Raw genomic sequence first — 17,462 nt, 5'->3', positions numbered from 1 at the left:
CGGCACTGTGAAAGACACGCTCGTCGGCGGCAGGCCCGAGGAAGACACCACGGCCCGCCGCCCCGCCCCCCGGCCGGAACACGAAGCGGCCCTCCGCAAGAAGAAACTGGTCGGTCTCACCCGGCCGTGGCTGCTCCTCGCCCCGTCCCTCGTCGTCCTCGCGGGCCTGCTGCTCTGGCCGCTGATCCAGGTCGGCAAGCTCTCGATGCAGGACTACGTCGTCAAGTTCGGCGGCGGAGTGGGGACGTACACCGGATTCGACCACTACGCCGACCTGCTCGGCAGCGCACTCCTGTGGAAGACGGTCCTGCCCAACACGGCGTTCTTCGCGATCGCCTGCGTCGGTCTCACCGTCGCACTCGGCACGCTCGTCGCGCTGCTGCTCAACCGTCTCGGCCCGACCTGGCGCCTCATCTGCTCCATCGCGATCCTCGCGGCCTGGGCGATGCCTGCCGTCACCGGTACCTACGTCTGGATCTGGCTCTTCCAGCCGCAGGACGGCATGGTCAGCCAGATCGCAGGCTCGATCGGACTGATCGACCCGGAGACCACCAACTGGTTCACCGAGCGCGGACCGTTCTACGCGATCGCGACCCTGAACGTCGTCCACCACGGCTTCCCGTTCGTCGCCATCACCGTCCTCGCGGGCCTGATGACGATCCCCAAGGAGCTCTACGAAGCAGGGGAGTTGGACGGCGCCAACGCCTGGCAGCGGTTCTGGAAGATCACGGTGCCGACGATCAAGCCGGTCTTCCTCGTCGTGACCATCCTCTCCACCATCTGGGACTTCAAGGTCTTCACCCAGATCTATCTGATGCCGGGCGGCGACGGCGCCAACGAAGAGGTCTACAACCTCGGCGTCTTCTCGTACATCCAGGCCTTCGCCAAGAACGACTACGGCACGGGCGCGGCGGCAGCCGTCCTGCTCACGCTCCTGCTCCTGGCCATCACGATCGTCTACATCCGCACGCTGTTCCGGCAGGGGGAGGAGGACCTGTGAGCGCCCGTCGCACCACACCCGCCGCACGCATCGGGCTGCCCGTCGCGGTCGCCGCGCTGCTGCTCTTCGCGCTCTTCCCCGTGTACTGGATGATCTCCACGGCGCTCGATCCGAAGGCGATCACCCGCGGTTCGGACGTGCTGCCGAGCGGCATCAGCTTCGAGCACTTCACCTACGTGTTCGAGAAGGGCAACTTCGGCACGTATCTGCTGAACTCGGCGCTCGTCGGCTTCGGCACGATCCTGGCGGCCGGACTGCTCTCGCTCTTCGCGGCGATCGCGGTGGCCCGCTTCAAGTTCCGTTTCCGCACCTCCGTACTGATCATGGTTCTGATCGTGCAGATGGTGCCGCTCGAGGCGCTCGTCATTCCGCTCTTCATCCAGATGCGGGACTACGACATGCTCAACTCGCTGCTCGGCCTGACGATCGTCTACATCGCCCTCTCGCTCCCCTTCGCGATCTGGACCCTGCGCGGGTTCGTCCAGACCGTGCCGAAGGAGGTCGAGGAGGCGGCGTACATCGACGGAGCGTCCTGGTTCCGGATGTTCCGGTCGGTGCTGCTTCCGCTGGTGGCGCCCGGACTCGTGGCGACCTCGATCTTCGCCTTCATCACGGCGTGGAACGAGTTCGTCTTCGCGTACACCTTCATGAAGGGCAGCGACAAGTACACGGCAGCCGTGGGCATTTACCAGTTCTTCGGTGAGAACTCCACGGCCTGGGGCCCGGTCATGGCCAGCTCCACGCTGATCACCGTGCCGGTGATGATCTTCTTCGTGATCGTGCACCGGAAGCTGGGTTCGGGCCTGGCGGCGGGAGCGGTCAAGGGCTGAGCGAGTGGGGGGCGTTCAGGGTTACGGAACCTTGAACGTCTCCCCGTACACCTTCCACGTCAGCGGGGTCTTCAGGCCCAGATTGCCGTCGTAGAGGAACTGGCGCTGGGCCGTCTCGACGCGGCTCGTGTCGCGGTGGGCCTTCTTCTCCTTCATCGCCTTGGTGCGGATGTCGAGGAAGATGTCGAGGTACGCCTTCTCCTTGCCGCCCTGCGCGGGCGTGTTCGCCTCGTTCAGTGCGGCCTCGCGCAGGCCGTAGAAGCCGCGCGGTCCCGTGCCGGGGCCGTGCAGGACCATCGCGTCGTAGTAGATGAACTGGCCGAGCGTGCCGAGGCCGTCGAGCTTGGCCAGACGCACCGCCGGGTCGAAGTAGACGCGGTCGCGCGTCCTGTCCTGGGCCTTCCGGAACGCGGGCTTCGCGGCCTCCGCCTTCCAGGCCTTGGTGAAGCCGGGGTCGAGTCCCTCATGGGAATCACTGCCGTCGACCTTGCGCAGGGCGGGCAGATAGCGGGCGAGGCCGTTGTCCGGGTGGTCCTTCGTGTAGCGCTCGACGAGGGTCAGCAGGTCATGGGTGCCGGTGCAGAAGCCGATGATGCCCGCGGTGTAGCCGTTCCCGTCGCCTATGTCCTCGATGTAGCCGTACTGGCCGCGCCAGTTCAGCGTGGAGTTCTCCGCGCTCGTCACCAGCTTCTGCGCCAGCTCCTTCTTGGCGGGCGACGCGAGGCCGGCGGGCAGGTCCGCGATCAGCTCGTCGTCGGCCTTGATCTCGGCCGCCGACTTGTCCTTGTCGTAAGGACGCTGGGTGCCGGAGGGCATCCCATCGGCTCCGGCGTCCGCACTGTCCGAGTCGCCGCCCATGAGGTAGACGGCGATCGTGGCGACCGGGGCGACGGCGAGAAAGAGGAGGCCTGCACGTTTCATTCGCACAAGATTACGTGTGGTTTCGCGGTAGCGCGCCTTCCGGATCCGGCGCTATTGACTAATAGTCAATCTCGCATCAGTCTCGGGAGCCGTACCCGGTCATGGGAGGCCCTATGAGCACCGAACCGCGGGAGCGGCTGAGCAAGGAGCTGCGGGACGAACCACCGGAATCCTTCCGCCAGTTGGCGCCCGAGCAGCTGACGCTGCTGGCCGACGCGCTGAAGCGGGAACGCGAGAGCAGGGCGTCCGGCCTGAACGAGGCCGCCGAGGAGGCGCTGAAACTGGTGCCGTCGCTGGCGCGGGGTCCCGTGCGCCGGATTCTGTTCCGATAGGGAGGGGAGCGGACCATGGACAAGCTCCGGAGCAGGGCGGAAACCCTGAAGATCGCGCGTCTCCTCGACGTCGGGCCGGACGAGCTCGCCTTCCTGGCGGCGCTTCCCGTCGAGGATGTACGCCGCTTCCGCGAGAGCTGCGTCGCGGCGCTCTTCGACCGTACGCCGGAGATGCTGGACCGCATCGCGTCCGCGACGAAGCTGGTGCCGGCCGGGGTCGCCGCCGCGATCTCGCAGAAGGCACTGGGCCCGCGGCTCGCCGCCGGGGTCGCGGGGCGCCTCGAACCGACGCGGGCCGCGGACATCATCGAGAAGCTGCCGGTGCCGTTCACGGCGGAGTCGTGCGGGCATCTCGACCCGCGCAGGATCAAGGCCATCGTCGACCGGCTCGACGAGGGCCTGATGGTGCGGATCGCGGTGGCGCTCGCCGCGCGGGGCGACCACCTGACGATGGGCCGTTTCGTCGGCTACCTCAGGGACTCCTCGCTCCAACGGATCCTGCCGCAGGTGGACGACGCGGCCGTCCTGCGGACCGGCTTCACGATCGACCTGCCCGAACGGCTCGGCCAGATCATCGAGCTGATGGGCGAGGAACGGCTCGCGTCGGTCATCGCCTCGGCCGCCGGGGAGGGTCTGTGGCCGGAGGCGCTGGCCGTCGCCGGAATGGTGACGGGGGAGCAGCGGGCCCGTATCGCCTCGCTCGCCGCCGCGCGCCCGCCGGAGCAACTGGACTCCCTCGTCGTGACGGTGAGCGAACAGGACCTGTGGGAGTCACTGCTGCCGCTGGTCGCGCTGCTCGGGGACGAGGAGCGGCGGGCGGTCGCTGTGCTGCCGTCCCTGCGGGACGCGGATGTGCTGGGTGGGGTCGTACGGGCAGTGGTGGCGACCGGCCTGTGGGCGGAGTTCCTGCCGCTGGTGGAGTTGCTCCCGGAGGAATCCCGCAAGGTGGTCGCCGACGCGGCGGGAGCGCTGCCCGCGCCCGACCTGGACGCACTTGCCCTGGAGGTGGACAAGCAGGGCCTCTGGGAGCTGGTGATGCCGCTGGTGGAACTGATGGACGATGCCGCCAAGACCCGGATCTTCACGCTGCCGGCATTCCAGGAACAGGCGGAGTAGGAGCGGGCCCTGGCGGGGGCGCCTTGCCCGAGCTTGGCGTGCCGGGGGCCGCACATGCATACGGCCCGGGAGGGGCGGGGCGGGGAGTGTCAGCGTCCGGCCCCGCGAACCCACTCCCCGACCCCCGCCAGCGCCCCCTCCGCCTCCGGCAACACCCCCACCGCTCCCAGGAACCCGTGGAATACCCCCGGATACAACCGGACCTCCGCGGCGACGCCCACCCCCGCGAGCCGTCGCGCGTACGCGAGCCCCTCGTCCCGCAACGGATCACAGTCCGCGAGCACGACCAACGCGGGTGGCAGCCCCGCGAGATCGTCCGCGAGGCCGGGCGAAGCCGCGGCGTGATGACCCGGGAGCCCGCCGGGCCCGACGTACTGCTCCCAGTACCAGCGCATGTGCGCGGTGGTGTGAAAGAAGCCGGAGGCGTACGCGGACGCCGAATCACCGGCCAGCCGATGATCGAGCACCGGATAGATCAAGAGCTGGGCGGCGATCGAGGGCCCCGCACCGTCGCGGGCCCGCAGCGCGCAGGAAGCCGCCAGGTTCCCCCCGCTGGAATCCCCGGCGACGACGACCCGCGCCGGATCGCAGCCCAGCTCACCGGTGTGCCCGGTGGCCCACTCGAGCACCGTGAACGCGTCGTCCGCGGCGGCCGGAAAGCGGTGCTCGGGCGCCCGGCGGTAGTCGGCGGAGACCACCACCGCCCCGGTCCTGACGGCGAGTTCACGGCACAGCCGGTCATGGGTGTCCAGATCGCACAGCACCCATCCGCCGCCGTGGAAGAAGACGATGAGCGCCCGCCCCTCGTCCTCGCCCCCGTCGTCGTAGATCCGCACCGGCACCGGTACCGCCCCCGCCGCGACCCGCTCCGTCACCGAACGGATCGGCAGCACGGGCCGCAGGCCGAGCCCGGCCCGCGACGCCGCCCGCAGGGCGTCCGGGTCCAGCGGCCCGTGGGCGGGGTCCGGGAACCCGGCCGCCATCGCGTCGCACACCTTCCGGGCGAGCGGAGTCAACGGGTCGCGCGAAGTCGGCTCAGCAGGCTCAGCCGAGGTCGGCTCAGCAGGCTCAGTAGAACTCATCCCGTCGTCGACCCCCCGTCCACCGTGAATTCCGTCCCCGTGATGTACGACGACGCCTCCGACGCGAGGAACAGGACCAGCTCCCCGACCTCCTCGGGCCGCCCCATCCGGCCCAGCGGCAGATGCGACCAGTCCTTGCCTGCGGCCCCGGACACGTTGGCGATCATCGGGGTGTCGATGGCCCCGGGGTGCACGGAGTTGACCCGGATCCCGTACTTCGCCAGGTCCAGGGCGGAGGACCGCGTGAGCCCGCGCAGGCCGAACTTCGTCGACCCGTAGGCCGCGTGCCCCGGTATCCCGACGAGGCCCGCCGTCGACGAGACGTTCACGATCGAGCCGCCGCCCGCCTCCTTCAGCGCGGGAAGCACCGCCTGGATCCCCAGGAAGGGGCCGAGGAGGTTGACCCGGATCAGCGTCTCGAAGTTCTCGTACGTCTCGTCCTCCACCGACGCCGTGCGCCACAGCGCGGCGTTGTTGACGAGCGCGTCGAGGCGGCCGAAGGCCTTGAGCGCCTGGTCCACGGCCGCTGCCCAGCTCGCCGCGTCCGTGACGTCGTGACGTACGAACACCCCTTGTCCGCCGAGGGAGCCGGCGACTTCCCGGCCCTCCTCCTCCCTCACGTCCGTCACCACGACCCGCGCCCCCGCATCGGCGAAGAGCCGCGCCTCCGCCGCGCCCTGGCCGCGCCCCGCGCCGGTGATCAGTACCGTCCTGCCGTCGAGTCCGAGTGAGTTCATGTCACGCCTCCAACGCCCTGAAGTGCGGGATGACCTTCTCGCCCCACTGGCGGATGGTCTCCATGCACGCCTCCTGCGGCACCGTGCCCATCTGGATCAGACACGTCACCTCGTCCACGCCGATCGCGCGCAGCTGCTCGACGTACGCGATCGCGGTATCGGCGGTCCCGTACGCGTGCTCGGCGTTGTACGTGCCGGTGTCCACCGGGCGGGCCGGGATGTTCGCCTCGTGCAGCTTGGCGACCAGTTCCTCGCGGTCCTTGGCCAGGGCCGCCACGTGGTCGGCCGCGTCGTCGGTCTCGGCGTACGACGCCGGGGCCGGCCCGTTGCCGTACCAGTGCGCGATCGACTCGGCGAAGAATCGCTGCCCGCGCGTGCCGAGCCGCAGGGCCAGGTCCGGGTCGTCCAGGACGATCGTCGGGCAGAGGGCCGAGAGGTGGTTGTTCACCTCCGTCGACACGAAGCGGTCACCGGTGCGGGTCGCGATGGCCTCGTCGTACACCTTGCGCATCTCGCGTACGTCGTCCGCACCCGCGAAGCCCATCACCAGGGCGCCGATGCCGAGTTCGGCGGCGAGCTTGAGGGTGTCGTGCTTGGAGCAGGCCATGAACAGGGGCGGATGCGGGTCCTGGACGGGGCGCGGCAGGATCGCTCCCGGGCCGACGTCGATCGAGCCGTGCCACTCGAACTGCTCCTCGCGCCAGGCCGAGGAGAAGATCCGCAGGGCCTCTTCCATCTGCGGGTAGGTGTCCTCGGGGCGGACGCCGTACATCGACATCTCCTGTTTCGTCGCCCCGCGCCCCGCGCCGATGTCCACGCGGCCGCCCGAGAGGACGTCGAGCATCGCGGCGCGCTCGGCCACACGCACCGGGTGCTGGTAGCCGAACGGCATGGTCACGACGCCGTGCCCGATGCGGATCTTCGATGTGCGGGCGGCGACCCACGTCAGGAAGATCTCGGACGCGCTCATGTGCGCGTACTGGGTGAGGGAGTGGTGCTCCACCGCCCAGACGCGGTCGAAGCCCATCTCCTCGGCCTGGACGGCCTGTTCGACGCAGTCGGTGAGGACCTGGCGCTCGCGCTCGGGGGTGGGGTCGGCCAGCTGGGCCTCGAAGATCATGGAGAACTTCATGGGCTCCTCCGCGGATAGCTATTTCTAATAGGAATACTTCTAGCAGGCATACGCGGGATCGGGGAAGGGGGTCCGTAGACTGCGGGTGTGGCGGAGAAGAAGAGCAAGGCGAAAGAGGGCGCCCCCGAGCGCGGGGCGGAGCTGTCCGCGCTGCCCGCGACCAGCTGGGCGGTGCTCGGACTGCTCTCGTTCGGCGAGGAGTTGTCCGGTTACGACCTCAAGAAGTGGTCGGACTGGTCGCTGCGCTTCTTCTACTGGAGCCCGTCCTTCAGCCAGATCTACAGCGAGCTGAAGAGGCTGGAGAAGGCCGGATTCGCGACCTCGCGGATGATCGCGCAGGAGACCGGCTCCCGCGACAAGCGGGTCTACCGGATCACCGAAGAGGGGATGGGCGCCGTCCGTACGTGGGCGCGCGAGGCCCCCGTCGATCCGCCCGTCCTCAAGCACGGCCCGATGCTGCGGCTCTGGCTCGGGCACCTCCTCGAACCGGAGCAGATGCGCGAAGTCCTCGCCGGGCACCGGGAGTTCGCCGAGACGATGCGGGTGCGCGCCGAGGTCGACGTCGAGGGCGCCAAGGGTGAGGAGGCGTGGGCGTACCCCACCCTCACCCTCAAGTGGGCCGAGCGTTACTACCGCTCCGAGCGCGATCTGGCCGACGACATGCTGGCCGACATCGAGGAGCTTGAGCGGCGGGGGAGCGGCGGCCGTCAGCGCGGTGCGCGCGGCACGCGTCCGTAGCTGCGGCGGAAGTAGACGAGTGGGTCGGTGGCCGTGCGGTGCGCGGCGAGGGCGGTGACCCTGCCGAGCGCGATCGCGTGATCGCCGCCGTCGAGTACGGCGTCGAGGTCGCACTCGATGGTGGCGAGCACCTCGTCGAGCAGCGGCGCCCCGTGCGTGCCCGGCGTCCAGCGGACCCCGTCGAACTTGTCGCCGCCCGTCACCGCGAACCGGCGGCTGAGCGGCTCCTGTTCGGCGCTGAGGATGTTGACCGCGAAGCGGCCCGCCGCTCGGATCCGTGGCCAGGTCGACGAGGTGTGCGCCGGGCAGAAGCAGATCAGCGGCGGGGTCAGCGAGACCGATGAGAAGGACTGGACGGCCATCCCGGCCGGGCGTCCGTCGTCGGCGACGGCCGTGATCACGGCGTTCCCGCTCAGCGGGAATCCGGGCTCCCGGGCATCGGCCGGCGCGACCTACGGTCGGTCGCATCACCCACCGCCCCCTGGAGGAGCCACCATGCTCACGGATCACCGGAGGCAGGAGGCCGCCGCGATGCTGCGTGCCGCCGAGCGGAGCCGGATGCCGGTCGCGCCGCTCGGCGGTGCCTTTCCGGGGATCGGCACCGAGGACGCGTACGAGATCCAGTTGATCAACATCGGGCGGCGCACCGCCCGAGGTGCCCGCGTCAACGGGCACAAGGTCGGCCTCTCGTCCCCCGTGATGCAGCGCATGATGGGCGTCGACGAGCCGGACTACGGCCACCTGCTCGACGAGATGGAGTTGGCCGAAGGTCAGCCCGTGCCGGTCGACCGCTACTGCGCGCCCCGCGTCGAGGTCGAGGTCGGCTTCGTGCTCGGTGACGATCTGCCGGGCGAGGACTGCACGGTGGCCGACGTGCTCGCCGCCACCGAGCGCGTCGTGCCCGCCCTCGAGCTGATCGACAGCCGGATCGCCGACTGGCGCATCACCATCGCCGACACGATCGCCGACAACGCCTCGTCCGCCGGATACGTCATCGGGGAAGGGCGCGACCCGCCGCGGGCCTCGCCGCCGCCGTCACCGCGGGACTGCGCGGTCTGAGCGCCCTGGTCGTGGAGAAGACCGGGCTCTACGGAGGCTCGACCGCCCTCTCCGGAGGCGCGATCTGGGTGCCGGACAACTTCCACCTCGACGAGGCGGGGCTCGGCGACACCCGCGAGAAGGCACGCGCCTATCTCGACGCGACGGTCGGCGACCGCGTCCCGGCCGAGCGCACGGACGCCTATCTGGACCAAGGACCGTGCATGGTCCGGGAGTTCCACGACAGGACCGACGTCCGCTTCATGTACACCCCCGGGTACGCGGACTACTTCCCCGAGGCGCTCGGCGGCATGGCGCAGGGCCGCTCCATCGAGCCGTGCATCGTCGACTTCAAGAAGCTGGGCGTGCTGCGGCACTCCATGCGCAGGGCGGGACTGCCCACGTACGGGCTCACCATGACCTCGTACGACTTCCGGTTCCTGAACATGGTCAGCCGCACCTGGGCGGGGCGGCGGCGCTCCCTGCGCGTCGGCGCGCGAGCGGCGAAGGCCCTGATGTCGGGGCAGCAACCCCTGTCCCTCGGCGAGGCGTTGATCGCCCGCCTGCGGATGTCGACCCAGAAGCTCGGAGGCGACCTGTGGCTCGGGACGCCGCTCACGGGCTGGGCCAAGGACGCGGACCGCGTCACCGGCATCCGCGTCACCCGGGCGGGCAAGACCCTGGCGATCCGCGCGAAAGGCGGCGTCGTCCTCGCGTCCGGCGGCTTCTCGCACGACCAGGAGCTGCGTGAGAAGCACCTCCCCGCGCCCACATCGACCGCCTGGACCCACGCCTCGGAGGGCCAGGTCGGCGACGCCCTGCGCCTGGCCGGTGAACTGGGCGCCGCCACCGACCTGCTGGACAAGGTGTGGGGCGCGCCGTCGCTCTGCCCGCCCGGCGAGAAGCCGTTCTTCCTGGTCGCCGACCGCGGCATCCCCGGCATGGTGATCGTGAACGCGGCGGGGGAGCGGTACGCCAACGAGGCCGCGCCGTACCACGCGTTCGTGGACGCGATGTACGCCGCCGAGACCTGGCGTCCAGGATCAGCCAGGAGGGGACCGACATCGCGGCGGCAGCCGGCTGACGCGGTGCCGCTCCGCTCTCCCGTACCCTCGGCCCCTGGAGCGGGCCCGCCCACTGCTGGGGCCGACGGACGGGAGAGCGGAGCGGCACATGCGACCGGCGATCAGTCTGAGCAAGGTGGAGGAGACGGCGCCCGCTCTTGTCAGCCTCTACAAGAGCGCCGGAGTCAGCCTCCGCAAGCACGGCCTCGAAGGCGAGCGCGCCGCCGTCTATCTCGTCGTCGACTACTCCGGCTCCATGCGGCCGTTCTACAAGAACGGCAGCGTCCAGGCCCTGGCCGAGCGCGTGCTCGGCCTGTCCGCACACCTGGACGACGACGGCGTCGTGCCCACGGTCTTCTTCTCCACGGATGTGGACGCCGTCACGGACATCGCCCTCGACCGCCACCACGGCAGGATCGACGAGATCGTCTCCGGGCTCGGTCACATGGGCCTGACCAGCTACCACCTGGCCATGGACGCCGTCATCGACCACTACCTGGACAGCGGTTCCACGGCGCCGGCCCTGGTCGTCTTCCAGACCGACGGCGGTCCGAGCAGCAAGTCCGCAGCCGAGCGGTATCTCTGCAAGGCGGCGAAGCTCCCGCTGTTCTGGCAGTTCATCGGCTTCGGCAACGCGAAGAGCAAGCAGTTCGACTACCTCCGCAAGCTGGACGAACTCGCCGTCCCCGCCCAGCGCATCGTGGACAACGCGGGCTTCTTCCACGCGGGCAAGAAGCCCCGGGCGGTGCCGGACGAGCAGCTCTACGACCACCTGCTCGGGGAGTTCCCCCAGTGGCTCGCGGCAGCGCGGGAGCAGGGGATCGTCGCCCCCTGACCCGCGCCGTACGCGGCGGTCCCAGGGTCTAGTCGACCATGCGCTCGCGGAGCGCGATGATGGTCCGCGTGTCGAGCCCGAGCCCCTTCTTCAGGTAGCGGTCGAGGCTTCCGTACTCCTTCCGCACCTCGTCGAGCGCCGCCTCCAGATAGCTGGTGCGGACCTCCTGGAGGGGGATCAGCAGGTCCGGGTCCTGCATCATGCCGCTCTGCTTCAGTCCCTCGCGCACCTTCGCGTCGTGCGCGGCCCGGTAGGTGTTGGACGCCAGGAAGTCGCGTACGGCGGTGCGCTCGGGCACACCGATGGCGCGCAGCAGCAGGTAACTGGTCCAGCCGGTGCGGTCCTTGCCGGACGTGCAGTGGTAGAGCAGCGGTGCCTTCTTGCCTCCGCCGGCGATGTCGCGCAGGGTCGCCCCGAACTGCGCGCGATTGGCGGCGTCGTTCACGAAGGTCGGGTAGACGTCGCGCATGAAGGCTTCCGCCTTGCCGTTGCCCAGCATCTCCTCCTGTTTGGCCGGGTCCTTGGAGCCGATCGCGGTCATCAGCGTCGTGAAGAGGCCGTTGTCGCTGATCGCCCGGGACGTCGGGGTGAGCCCGGCGGGCAGCCGGTCGGGCCCGTCGTACTGGACCTCGGCGGGCACCCGGAAGTCGACGACCTTCTTCAGGCCCAGCTTCGCCAGGGAGCCGACATCGGCGTCGGTGAGCTTCGACAGGGCGTCGGCGCGGAAGACCTGCCCGTAGCGGACCCGGTCCCCGTCGTAGGTGCGATAGCCGCCCAGGTCCCTGACGTTCACGGCGCCTTGGAGGGGTATCTGGCGTACGCCGTCGTGTGCCCGGTGGGGATGGTGCGGGGCGTGCTGTGCCGTGCCGCGCGCGGGGGCGCTGGACTCGGCTTGGGCGGCCCAGGTGGGCAGGGCGCCCAGGGCGAGGGCGGTGATCGCGACTCCGACTGCCGTGCGTGTGCGGGTGATGCGCATTGGCCGCCTTCCCTTCGGTAGCGGTCGCCATGGCCACACGTCTATCAACCAAGCGATTGTTTGGTCGAAGGTAGCGGGGTGCTGCGGCGCCGTGGAAGGTGTGTGCGCAAGGATTTCGACCGAGCGTCGATCCGTCTGGTGACAGGTGTCATCAGTGGGGCGACGGCGCCCCGTGGCGGCGGCGCGCCGTCCGCTGCTCGGAGAGGCGGGCGGCGGCCCGGTGCGGTTCGGCCCCGCAAGGCTCTGGTGCGAGTGGAGTAACGGGGTGCGGCCCCGGCCCCGTGCGGCCCGAGGGGTCCGGGAACAGGGGGTCCCTCGTCCGTGTTAGGCTTATGCGTCGCAGTTTTGGTACCCATGAACTTTATGTGCGCCTGACGGGAATGCTCCGAGGGCGCATTATTGTTTTTTTCCGGTCTCTCCGGGATGGGGGTCATTGCAGCGCTTGGAAATCCGCAATTCCGTGGTTTTCCTTACTCTGCCCCTGTTGAGGAGATTGACATGGCAACTGGCACCGTTAAGTGGTTCAACGCTGAAAAGGGCTTCGGCTTCATCGAGCAGGACGGCGGCGGCCCCGACGTCTTCGCCCACTACTCGAACATCGCGTCCTCGGGCTTCCGCGAGCTCCTCGAGGGCCAGAAGGTCTCCTTCGACGTCACGCAGGGCCAGAAGGGCCTGCAGGCCGAGAACATCGTTCCCGCCTGACGTTCGTAGCACGCGAACCTCATAGCCGGGGCCCGCACCCGAAAGGTGCGGGTCCCGGCTTGTGCTGTCACCAGGTCCAGGAAGGCATTTCCGTATGAATCGCTCCGAACGCCCCGCACGTCCTGCCCGCGGGCGCTCCACGAACGCACGCGGAAAGGCCCCGGTGGCCGGCGGCGGCCAGGCGAAGGGCGCCGCGAGGAAGCCCGGCCGCGCCAAGCCGAGGCCCGTTGGCGGTGAATTCGCACTGCCCGAGAGCATCGAGCCCGCGCTGCCCGCCGTCGAGGCGTTCGCCGACCTGGACATGCCCGAGGCCCTCCTGAAGACGCTGGCCGCACAGGGCGTGACCGAGCCCTTCCCGATCCAGGCGGCCACGCTCCCCAACTCCCTCGCGGGCCGCGACATCCTCGGCCGTGGCCGCACAGGCTCCGGCAAGACCCTCGCCTTCGGCCTCGCGCTGCTCGCCCGCACCGCGGGCCGCCGCGCCGAGCCGCGCTCGCCCCTCGCCCTGGTCCTGGTCCCCACGCGTGAGCTCGCGCAGCAGGTGACGGACGCGCTGACGCCGTACGCGACGTCCGTGAACCTCCGCATGTCGACGGTCGTCGGCGGCCTGTCCATCACCAAGCAGGCGGGTACGCTCCGCCGGGGCGCCGAGATCATGGTCGCGACCCCCGGCCGTCTCAAGGACCTCATCGAGCGCGGCGACGCCGATCTCTCGCAGGTGCGTACGACGGTCCTCGACGAGGCCGACCAGATGGCCGACATGGGCTTCATGCCGCAGGTCACCGCACTCCTGAAGCAGGTCGAGCGGGGTGGCCAGACGATGCTGTTCTCGGCGACGCTGGACAAGAACATCGACCGCCTGGTCCGGATGTTCCTGACGGACCCGGTCGTGCACTCGGTGGACCCGTCCGCGGGCGCGGTGACGACGATGGAGCACCACGTCCTGTACGTCGCCGACGAGACGGACAAGAAGGCAGTGGCCCTCCGCATCGCCGCCCGAGAGGGCCGGGTGATCATGTTCCTGGACACCAAGCGCGCGGTGGACCGCTTCACGAAGCGGCTGCTCGCCAACGGCGTACGCGCCTCCGGTCTGCACGGCGGCCGTTCGCAGCCGCAGCGCAACCGGACCCTGGACCAGTTCAAGACAGGCCAGGTCACCGCGCTTGTCGCCACGAACGTGGCGGCGCGCGGCATCCACGTCGACGACCTCGACCTGGTCGTGAACGTCGACCCGCCCACCGACCACAAGGACTACCTCCACCGTGGCGGGCGTACGGCCCGTGCCGGTGAGTCCGGCAGTGTCGTCACGCTCGTCCTGCCGGACGAGAAGCGGGAGATGACGCGTCTCATGTCCGACGCGGAGATCAACCCGAAGACGGCGCGAGTGAAGTCCACGGACGAGGAGCTGGCGCGCATCACCGGTGCGCGGGAGCCGTCCGGTGTGCCGGTGGTCATCGAGGTCCCCCAGCAGCAGCAGGCCTCGCCCCAGCGTGGGCGCAGGCGTCCCGCCGGGCAGGGCGGGCAGGGTGGCGGCCAGCGTCGGGCTCGCCCGCAGGGGCAGTCGCAGGGCGGCGGCCAGGGCGGCAGGCCCTCCGGGGGCGGCGGTACCGGCACCGGTGGTGGCCGTGCCAGGCGTGGCGGCGGTCGTCCCAGCGGGGGCGCCGGGCGCCGGGCGGCCTAGTGCGCGGCCCCGGCGGGGGGCATACCCCTGCCGGGCCGGCGCCCCGCATCCACCCCTGACCGAACACGCCTTCCCGCCCAGGATCTGATGACTGAAAACGAGAAGCAGCCCCGGAGTCAGCTGTTGCCCCTCGTCGAGGGCGACGACCGGCAGCATCTGCGGGCCGACTGCGGTAGTTGCTTCGGGCTCTGCTGCGTCGCCCTCACCTTCTCGAAGTCCTCGGACTTCCCCGTCGACAAGGCCGCAGGCACCCCCTGCACCAACCTCCAGCAGGACTTCCGCTGCGGCATCCACCAGAAGCTGCGGCAGAAGGGCTTCTCGGGCTGCACGGTCTACGACTGTTTCGGCGCCGGTCAGAAGGTCTCCCGGGCCACATACGGCGGCACCGACTGGCGGCAGGACCCCGACACCGCCCGGCAGATGTTCGACGTGTTCCCGGTGATGCGCCAACTCCACGAACTGCTCTGGTACTTGACCGAGGCCCTCGCCCTGCCGCAGACCGGCCCCATCCGCGCCGAGCTCCAGCGCGCCCTCGACAAGACCGAGCACCTCACCCAGGGGGCCCCCGCCGCCGTCGCCGATACGGACGTGGCCGCCCACCGTGCCGACGTCAACGTCCTCCTTCTCCGCACCAGCGACCTCGTGCGCACAGGCATCCGCCAGAAGAAGAAGGACCGCCGGGGAGCCGATCTCTTCGGCGCCCGCCTCAAGGGCGCCGACCTCCGCGGCGTCACCCTCCGCGGCGCCTACCTCATCGCCGCCGACCTCCGCGGCGCCGACCTCCGTCAGGCCGACCTGATCGGCGCGGACTTCCGGGACGCGGACCTGCGCGGCGCGGACCTCACCGGCAGCATCTTCCTGACCCAGTCGCAGGTGAACGCGGCGAAGGGCGACGCCGATACGAAGCTGCCCCCGTCCCTGACCCGCCCCGCCCACTGGAGCTAGGGGCTGCCGTTCCGCCCCGCCCGGTCACGTATCGCACTCCAGCACCGTCCGGCACAACGTGCACCGCGCCCGCACCCGCCCCCGAGCCGGCAGACGGATCCGCTGCTGACACGTGGGGCAGGGGAACGAGACCCGCAGCGGCCCGGCCCCGCCGGATTCGTGGGAGAACGAGTACGCCCCACCCCGGGGCGCCGCCCCCGCTCCACCGGAGCCATGCTCCTGCGCATACCGCCGATCCTTCGCGTACCGCCGCCGCCCCGCCCACCCCGCCGCCGTCAGCGGCGGCTGCTGCTCGTCGCGTCGGGCCTGCGCGAGCCCCTTCGTGTACGCCGTGTACGCCTGCGCGCTGGTGAACCACGTCTCCGGCGCCTCACCGAAGGCGATGGCCCGCTTGGCGAGTACGTACCCGAACTCCTCCGGCGTCAGATAGCCCAGCTTCTGTGACGAGGCGCCGTCTTCGCGGTAGGCGTCCAGGAGGAGCCAACCTGCCCCCAGGTACGTGGTGGCGGTGTCCGTGAGGATCTCGTTGTCGCGTGTGCCGGGGAACGCCAGATCGAGCCGGTGCAGATACACGTGCATGACCTCGTGGGCGAGCGCCGCGCCGATGTCCCTGCGATGCGTGCGGAACCGGTCGTTGAGTTCGATGAAGTACTCGGGCCCCGCGGCGAGTTCGACGTACGCCGCGTGTTCCATCTCGCGGAAGCTGACGATCATGCGGGCGTCCGGCAGGCGCAAGTGCCGCACCATCTCGCGTGCCACCCGCTGAACGCCCAGATGCAGGTCGTCCTGGTCGGAGAAGGCGACGGCGGCGGGGATGATGCTGGTGTCGAAGGTGTGGACGGTGTCGTACGACAGGCGTTTGTAGAGCGCGGTGATCGCCGAGCGCACCGTCTCCAGGTGGGGGTAGCCGTGCACCACCGGCCCGCCGTCCGTCACGTGCGCACCCCCAGAAGACGGTCCGAGTCGTCTCAACTCGCTTCCACTGTAAGCCGCGCCCCCGCGTCCGGAACCAGTCCACGCGCGGACCCGTGGCCGAAAACCGCCCCTTGCTCTATGCGGACACCGATCTCCATAATCCGATCCAACGCTTTGGCGGGCTCATGCCATTCTCGTGCTCTCGGCGGGAGGGAGTGGGCCCGCGGACGCGCGCAACCCCCCACGAACCCCCCACGAAGGGAAGCCCGTTGAACACCAAGCTGCGTGGAGTCAAGAGAGCCGCCACCCTCGGTGCCATCGCCCTCGCCGTCGTCAGTCTCCAGCCCGTCGCCGCCTCCGCGGCCCCGCACCCCGGCCCCACGCCGGGGGAGCGCGTGGTCGGCGGCACCCCCGCCGAGCAGGGTGAATTCCCGTTCATGGTCCGTCTGTCGATGGGCTGTGGCGGTGCGTTGTACGCCAAGGACATCGTGCTGACCGCCGCCCACTGTGTGGACGGTTCGGGCGACAACACGAGCATCACCGCCACCGGTGGTGTCGTGGATCTGGAGAGCCCGGACGCGATCAAGGTGAAGTCCACGAAGGTCTTGCAGGCGCCGGGCTACAACGGCAAGGGCAAGGACTGGGCGCTCATCAAGCTCGAGAAGCCGATCGACCAGCCCACGCTGAAGATCGCCAAGGACACCAAGTACAACGAGGGCGAGTTCGACATCGCCGGCTGGGGCGCCGACAAGGAGGGTGGCGAGCAGCAGCGCTACCTCCTCAAGGCGAAGGTTCCCTTCGTGAGCGACGCGGACTGCGAGGCCGCGTACGGCGCCGACCTCACGCCCGGCGAGGAGCTCTGCGCCGGAAAGCTGGCGGAGGGCGGCGTGGACACCTGCCAGGGTGACTCCGGTGGCCCCATGTTCCGCAAGGACGAGGCCGGTGAGTACATCCAGGTGGGCATCGTCAGCTGGGGCAACGGGTGCGCGCAGCCCAAGTTCCCCGGGGTCTACACCGAGGTGTCGACGTTCGCCGGTGACATAGAGAAGGCGGCTTCGGAGCTCTGAGTTTCCGCTGGACGCTGCGCGGGGCCCGACCGGCTACTGGTCGGGCCCCGCGTTCGCTTGTGCGGGTCGCGGGGCTGGTCCGGCTGCTGGTTCGGCTGTGGGGCGGGGCCGCGCCGGTGTGTCCGTCCTCGCCATCGTCCGGTGGCCGTGGGGCTGCACCGGCTCCGGAGCGCCGCGAGCCGTGCTCCGGGGCGGACATACCGGTACGTCCCCTCGCACGCGCTGCCGACCGCTGCCGATCGATGGTCGCTGCGGGGAAATCGGGCGGATGGGAGAGTCCAAGTCCTGGGGTCCCTTTGTCCATGGGCCCGCGTGTCCCTTCCGGCGCAGGGTGACCGCACCGAGATCCGT

18 protein-coding genes and 1 pseudogene are annotated in these 17,462 nt (G+C 70.0%); 12 read left to right on the top strand and 7 right to left on the bottom strand.

Features of this window, described 5'->3' with window-relative positions:
* Positions 1-7: 7 nt before the first annotated feature.
* Both AC5P1C_RS13360 and AC5P1C_RS13355 read left to right on the top strand, forming a co-directional pair.
* Positions 8-1,000 (top strand): carbohydrate ABC transporter permease, encoded by a 993-nt coding sequence (locus tag AC5P1C_RS13360; RefSeq protein WP_493865977.1) that lies wholly within the window; start codon positions 8-10, stop codon positions 998-1,000.
* Positions 997-1,830 (top strand): carbohydrate ABC transporter permease, encoded by an 834-nt coding sequence (locus AC5P1C_RS13355; protein WP_493865976.1) that lies wholly within the window; start codon positions 997-999, stop codon positions 1,828-1,830. The genes AC5P1C_RS13360 and AC5P1C_RS13355 overlap by 4 nt, the downstream gene beginning before the upstream one ends.
* Before the next feature lie 21 nt (positions 1,831-1,851).
* Here the strand turns inward: AC5P1C_RS13355 and AC5P1C_RS13350 are convergent, their stop codons facing one another.
* The gene (locus AC5P1C_RS13350; RefSeq protein ID WP_493865975.1) at positions 1,852-2,751 is read right to left on the bottom strand and encodes a chitosanase; all 900 of its coding nucleotides are present in this window, start codon (positions 2,749-2,751) and stop codon (positions 1,852-1,854) included.
* Positions 2,752-2,864: 113 nt separating this feature from the next.
* Between AC5P1C_RS13350 and AC5P1C_RS13345 the strand changes: the two genes are divergently transcribed.
* Positions 2,865-3,083: a hypothetical protein gene (locus tag AC5P1C_RS13345; RefSeq protein ID WP_493865974.1), complete on the top strand. Its 219-nt coding sequence runs from the start codon at positions 2,865-2,867 to the stop codon at positions 3,081-3,083.
* A gap of 15 nt (positions 3,084-3,098) precedes the next feature.
* A complete protein-coding gene (locus AC5P1C_RS13340; protein ID WP_493865973.1) occupies positions 3,099-4,199 on the top strand; it encodes a hypothetical protein in 1,101 nt (366 codons plus the stop codon).
* An 89-nt stretch (positions 4,200-4,288) separates the two neighbouring features.
* Here AC5P1C_RS13340 and AC5P1C_RS13335 read toward each other — a convergent pair whose 3' ends face one another.
* From AC5P1C_RS13335 to AC5P1C_RS13325, 3 genes are all read right to left on the bottom strand, one after another.
* Entirely contained in the window at positions 4,289-5,182 is an 894-nt protein-coding gene (locus AC5P1C_RS13335; RefSeq protein ID WP_493865972.1) for an alpha/beta hydrolase, read from the bottom strand.
* A gap of 95 nt (positions 5,183-5,277) precedes the next feature.
* A complete protein-coding gene (locus AC5P1C_RS13330) occupies positions 5,278-6,018 on the bottom strand; it encodes an SDR family NAD(P)-dependent oxidoreductase (protein WP_493865971.1) in 741 nt (246 codons plus the stop codon).
* A gap of 1 nt (position 6,019) precedes the next feature.
* Positions 6,020-7,150 (bottom strand): LLM class flavin-dependent oxidoreductase, encoded by a 1,131-nt coding sequence (locus AC5P1C_RS13325; protein WP_493865970.1) that lies wholly within the window; start codon positions 7,148-7,150, stop codon positions 6,020-6,022.
* A gap of 87 nt (positions 7,151-7,237) precedes the next feature.
* Between AC5P1C_RS13325 and AC5P1C_RS13320 the strand changes: the two genes are divergently transcribed.
* The gene (locus AC5P1C_RS13320) at positions 7,238-7,888 is read left to right on the top strand and encodes a helix-turn-helix transcriptional regulator (RefSeq protein ID WP_493865969.1); all 651 of its coding nucleotides are present in this window, start codon (positions 7,238-7,240) and stop codon (positions 7,886-7,888) included.
* Here AC5P1C_RS13320 and AC5P1C_RS13315 read toward each other — a convergent pair.
* Positions 7,858-8,289: a flavin reductase family protein gene (locus AC5P1C_RS13315; RefSeq protein WP_493865968.1), complete on the bottom strand. Its 432-nt coding sequence runs from the start codon at positions 8,287-8,289 to the stop codon at positions 7,858-7,860. The two genes, AC5P1C_RS13320 and AC5P1C_RS13315, sit on opposite strands and share 31 nt — an antisense overlap.
* Positions 8,290-8,383: 94 nt before the next feature.
* On the opposite strand from AC5P1C_RS13315, the gene AC5P1C_RS13310 reads away from it, so the two are divergent.
* From AC5P1C_RS13310 to AC5P1C_RS13300, 3 genes and pseudogenes are all read left to right on the top strand, one after another.
* Entirely contained in the window at positions 8,384-8,947 is a 564-nt protein-coding gene (locus tag AC5P1C_RS13310) for a 2-keto-4-pentenoate hydratase (protein ID WP_493865967.1), read from the top strand.
* 11 nt (positions 8,948-8,958) lie between these two features.
* Positions 8,959-9,915 (top strand): annotated as a pseudogene (locus AC5P1C_RS13305) (FAD-binding protein); the annotation flags it as partial.
* Positions 9,916-10,099: 184 nt separating this feature from the next.
* Complete coding sequence (locus AC5P1C_RS13300; RefSeq protein WP_493865966.1) at positions 10,100-10,825, top strand: vWA domain-containing protein; 726 nt, start codon at positions 10,100-10,102, stop codon at positions 10,823-10,825.
* Between the two features lie 28 nt (positions 10,826-10,853).
* Here AC5P1C_RS13300 and AC5P1C_RS13295 read toward each other — a convergent pair whose 3' ends face one another.
* Positions 10,854-11,801: a tyrosine-protein phosphatase gene (locus AC5P1C_RS13295; RefSeq protein WP_493865965.1), complete on the bottom strand. Its 948-nt coding sequence runs from the start codon at positions 11,799-11,801 to the stop codon at positions 10,854-10,856.
* A gap of 498 nt (positions 11,802-12,299) precedes the next feature.
* Here AC5P1C_RS13295 and AC5P1C_RS13290 point away from each other — a divergent pair, with 498 nt between their 5' ends.
* From AC5P1C_RS13290 to AC5P1C_RS13280, 3 genes are all read left to right on the top strand, one after another.
* Positions 12,300-12,503 (top strand): cold-shock protein, encoded by a 204-nt coding sequence (locus tag AC5P1C_RS13290; protein ID WP_160504463.1) that lies wholly within the window; start codon positions 12,300-12,302, stop codon positions 12,501-12,503.
* A 94-nt stretch (positions 12,504-12,597) separates the two neighbouring features.
* On the top strand, positions 12,598-14,184 hold the full coding sequence (locus AC5P1C_RS13285; RefSeq protein ID WP_493865964.1) for a DEAD/DEAH box helicase: 1,587 nt from the start codon (positions 12,598-12,600) through the stop codon (positions 14,182-14,184).
* A gap of 87 nt (positions 14,185-14,271) precedes the next feature.
* Positions 14,272-15,129 carry a pentapeptide repeat-containing protein gene (locus tag AC5P1C_RS13280; RefSeq protein WP_493865963.1) on the top strand — a complete coding sequence of 286 codons (858 nt, stop codon included), beginning with the start codon at positions 14,272-14,274 and terminating at the stop codon, positions 15,127-15,129.
* Between the two features lie 24 nt (positions 15,130-15,153).
* On the opposite strand, the gene AC5P1C_RS13275 is transcribed toward AC5P1C_RS13280, so the two are convergent.
* Positions 15,154-16,065, bottom strand: coding sequence for a hypothetical protein (locus AC5P1C_RS13275; protein ID WP_493865962.1), 912 nt, complete (start codon positions 16,063-16,065; stop codon positions 15,154-15,156).
* A gap of 164 nt (positions 16,066-16,229) precedes the next feature.
* Between AC5P1C_RS13275 and AC5P1C_RS13270 the strand changes: the two genes are divergently transcribed.
* Complete coding sequence (locus tag AC5P1C_RS13270) at positions 16,230-17,111, top strand: S1 family peptidase (protein ID WP_493865961.1); 882 nt, start codon at positions 16,230-16,232, stop codon at positions 17,109-17,111.
* The last annotated feature ends 351 nt before the right edge of the window (positions 17,112-17,462 follow it).

Source organism: Streptomyces sp. A18, assembly GCF_059026065.1.
Note: the sequence above shows the minus strand (reverse complement) of the source record. Positions and strands in the feature narration are given on the sequence as shown.

What these genes read in the sequence shown, in the direction of transcription:
- AC5P1C_RS13350 (WP_493865975.1), bottom strand. Translation starts at nt 2,751, where the DNA reads ATGAAACGTGCAGGCCTCCTCTTTCTCGCCGTCGCCCCGGTCGCCACG.
- AC5P1C_RS13345 (WP_493865974.1), top strand. Translation starts at nt 2,865, where the DNA reads ATGAGCACCGAACCGCGGGAGCGGCTGAGCAAGGAGCTGCGGGACGAA.
- AC5P1C_RS13340 (WP_493865973.1), top strand. Translation starts at nt 3,099, where the DNA reads ATGGACAAGCTCCGGAGCAGGGCGGAAACCCTGAAGATCGCGCGTCTC.
- AC5P1C_RS13335 (WP_493865972.1), bottom strand. Translation starts at nt 5,182, where the DNA reads ATGGCGGCCGGGTTCCCGGACCCCGCCCACGGGCCGCTGGACCCGGAC.
- AC5P1C_RS13330 (WP_493865971.1), bottom strand. Translation starts at nt 6,018, where the DNA reads ATGAACTCACTCGGACTCGACGGCAGGACGGTACTGATCACCGGCGCG.
- AC5P1C_RS13325 (WP_493865970.1), bottom strand. Translation starts at nt 7,150, where the DNA reads ATGAAGTTCTCCATGATCTTCGAGGCCCAGCTGGCCGACCCCACCCCC.
- AC5P1C_RS13310 (WP_493865967.1), top strand. Translation starts at nt 8,384, where the DNA reads ATGCTCACGGATCACCGGAGGCAGGAGGCCGCCGCGATGCTGCGTGCC.
- AC5P1C_RS13300 (WP_493865966.1), top strand. Translation starts at nt 10,100, where the DNA reads ATGCGACCGGCGATCAGTCTGAGCAAGGTGGAGGAGACGGCGCCCGCT.
- AC5P1C_RS13295 (WP_493865965.1), bottom strand. Translation starts at nt 11,801, where the DNA reads ATGCGCATCACCCGCACACGCACGGCAGTCGGAGTCGCGATCACCGCC.
- AC5P1C_RS13290 (WP_160504463.1), top strand. Translation starts at nt 12,300, where the DNA reads ATGGCAACTGGCACCGTTAAGTGGTTCAACGCTGAAAAGGGCTTCGGC.
- AC5P1C_RS13285 (WP_493865964.1), top strand. Translation starts at nt 12,598, where the DNA reads ATGAATCGCTCCGAACGCCCCGCACGTCCTGCCCGCGGGCGCTCCACG.
- AC5P1C_RS13280 (WP_493865963.1), top strand. Translation starts at nt 14,272, where the DNA reads ATGACTGAAAACGAGAAGCAGCCCCGGAGTCAGCTGTTGCCCCTCGTC.
- AC5P1C_RS13270 (WP_493865961.1), top strand. Translation starts at nt 16,230, where the DNA reads ATGCCATTCTCGTGCTCTCGGCGGGAGGGAGTGGGCCCGCGGACGCGC.